This window comes from Streptomyces anatolicus (assembly GCF_019400875.1).
Classification (GTDB): Bacteria; Actinomycetota; Actinomycetes; order Streptomycetales; family Streptomycetaceae; genus Streptomyces; species Streptomyces anatolicus.
Window position 1 is genome coordinate 1 of record NZ_WMBF01000740.1, and the last position, 2,135, is coordinate 2,135.

Sequence of the window (2,135 nt, forward strand, 5' to 3'; positions counted from 1 at the left end):
GGCCCGGCGGAACGCGTCCGCCGGGCCCGCTCTCGTACAGGTGCTGTCAGTCCGTGCCGGACTCCATCGCGGCACGGTCCAGCATCGTCTCCTCCTCGGTGGTCTCGCCGCGCGAGGCGATCGCCTGGGCGCCGCCCGCGTCCATGGCACCGATCAGACCCGTCGAGGCCGCCTGCGCGGCGCCGATCGGCGTCGGGTGCGCGGTGCCGACCAGGCCCAGCTCCACGTACTGCTCGAGGCGGGAGCGCGAGTCCGCGATGTCGAGGTTGCGCATGGTGAGCTGGCCGATCCGGTCCACCGGGCCGAACGCCGAGTCCTCGGTCCGCTCCATGGAGAGCTTGTCCGGGTGGTAGCTGAGCGCCGGGCCCCGCGTGTCGAGGATCGAGTAGTCCTCGCCGCGCCGCAGCCGCAGCGTCACCTCGCCGGTGATCGCCGCGCCGACCCAGCGCTGGAGCGACTCGCGCACCATCAGGGCCTGCGGGTCCAGCCAGCGGCCCTCGTAGAGCAGCCGGCCGAGCCGCCTGCCCTCGTTGTGGTACGCGGCCACCGTGTCCTCGTTGTGGATCGCGTTGACCAGACGCTCGTAGGCGATGTGAAGCAGAGCCATGCCGGGCGCCTCGTAGATGCCGCGGCTCTTGGCCTCGATCACCCGGTTCTCGATCTGGTCGGACATGCCGAGGCCGTGCCGGCCGCCGATCGCGTTGGCCTCCATGACGAGGTCGACGGCGGAGGAGAACTCCTTGCCGTTGACCGTCACGGGACGGCCCTGGTCGAAGCCGATCGTCACGTCCTCGGTGTCGATCTCCACCGACGGGTCCCAGAACCGCACGCCCATGATCGGGTCGACGGTCTCCAGACCGGTGTCCAGGTGCTCCAGCGTCTTCGCCTCGTGCGTGGCGCCCCAGATGTTGGCGTCCGTGGAGTACGCCTTCTCCGTGGAGTCCCGGTAGGGCAGCCCGTGCGCGAGCAGCCACTCGGACATCTCCTTGCGGCCGCCCAGCTCCGTGACGAAGTCCGCGTCCAGCCAGGGCTTGTAGATCCGCAGGTGCGGGTTGGCGAGCAGACCGTAGCGGTAGAACCGCTCGATGTCGTTGCCCTTGAACGTGGAGCCGTCGCCCCAGATCTGCACGCCGTCCTCGAGCATGGCCCGCACGAGGAGCGTGCCGGTCACGGCACGCCCCAGCGGCGTGGTGTTGAAGTACGGCCGCCCGCCCGACTTGATGTGGAACGCGCCGCAGGCGAGCGCCGCGAGACCTTCCTCGACCAGCGCGGCACGACAGTCGACGAGTCGGGTGATCTCGGCGCCGTACGCGGAGGCCCGGCCCGGCACGGACGCGATGTCGGGCTCGTCGTACTGACCGATGTCGGCGGTGTAGGTGCACGGGACGGCGCCCTTGTCGCGCATCCAGGCGACGGCGACGGAGGTGTCGAGACCGCCGGAGAAGGCGATGCCGACGCGCTCGCCGGTGGGGAGGGAGGTGAGGACCTTGGACATAGGAAGAGTATGCATCAGAATGCATGGCCATGCAAACAGCCCGTGGGGTCACATCTTCTTCGCGCCCGCCTTGCCCGAGGGGTCACATCCTCTTCGCGCCCGCCTTGATCGCCTCCCGGATGCGGGTGTACGTGCCGCAGCGGCAGATGTTGCGGATCTCGTCCAGGTCGCGCTCCTCGATCTCACGGCCCTCGGCCGCGGCCCGGCGGACCTTGGCGACGGCGGTCATGATCTGGCCCGGCTGGCAGTAGCCGCACTCGGCCACGTCCAGCTCCAGCCAGGCCTCCTGCATGGGGTGCAGCTCCTTGCCGACGGTGGCGGGCAGCCCCTCGATCGTGGTTATCTCGTCGTCCGGCGCGATCTTGGCGACGGGGACCGAGCAGGGGTTGAAGGCCTTGCCGTTGATGTGGGACGTACAGGCCTGGCAGACGCCGATGCCGCAGCCGTACTTGGGCCCGGTCACGCCGAGCAGATCGCGCAGCACCCACAGGAGACGTACGTCGTCCTCGGCCTCGACGGTGATCCGCTCGCCGTTCAGGGTGAAGGTGTGGCTTGCCATGGCAGGAATCAGGGCTCCTCAGAAGGCGCGGTCGAGACCGTCGGTGGGGGACTGGGGTGTGGAGGGCTCGCGGGGGAGCGG

The 2,135-nt window shown here is 69.8% G+C and carries 2 protein-coding genes; both read right to left on the bottom strand.

What is annotated here, in order from left to right; genetic code table 11:
• Window positions 1-46: 46 nt before the first annotated feature.
• The gene (argG, locus tag GKQ77_RS32010) at window positions 47-1,495 is read right to left on the bottom strand and encodes an argininosuccinate synthase (protein WP_219692622.1); all 1,449 of its coding nucleotides are present in this window, start codon (window positions 1,493-1,495) and stop codon (window positions 47-49) included.
• Window positions 1,496-1,577: 82 nt separating this feature from the next.
• Window positions 1,578-2,054 carry a (2Fe-2S)-binding protein gene (locus tag GKQ77_RS32015; RefSeq protein ID WP_219692624.1) on the bottom strand — a complete coding sequence of 159 codons (477 nt, stop codon included), beginning with the start codon at window positions 2,052-2,054 and terminating at the stop codon, window positions 1,578-1,580.
• Window positions 2,055-2,135: the final 81 nt, after the last annotated feature.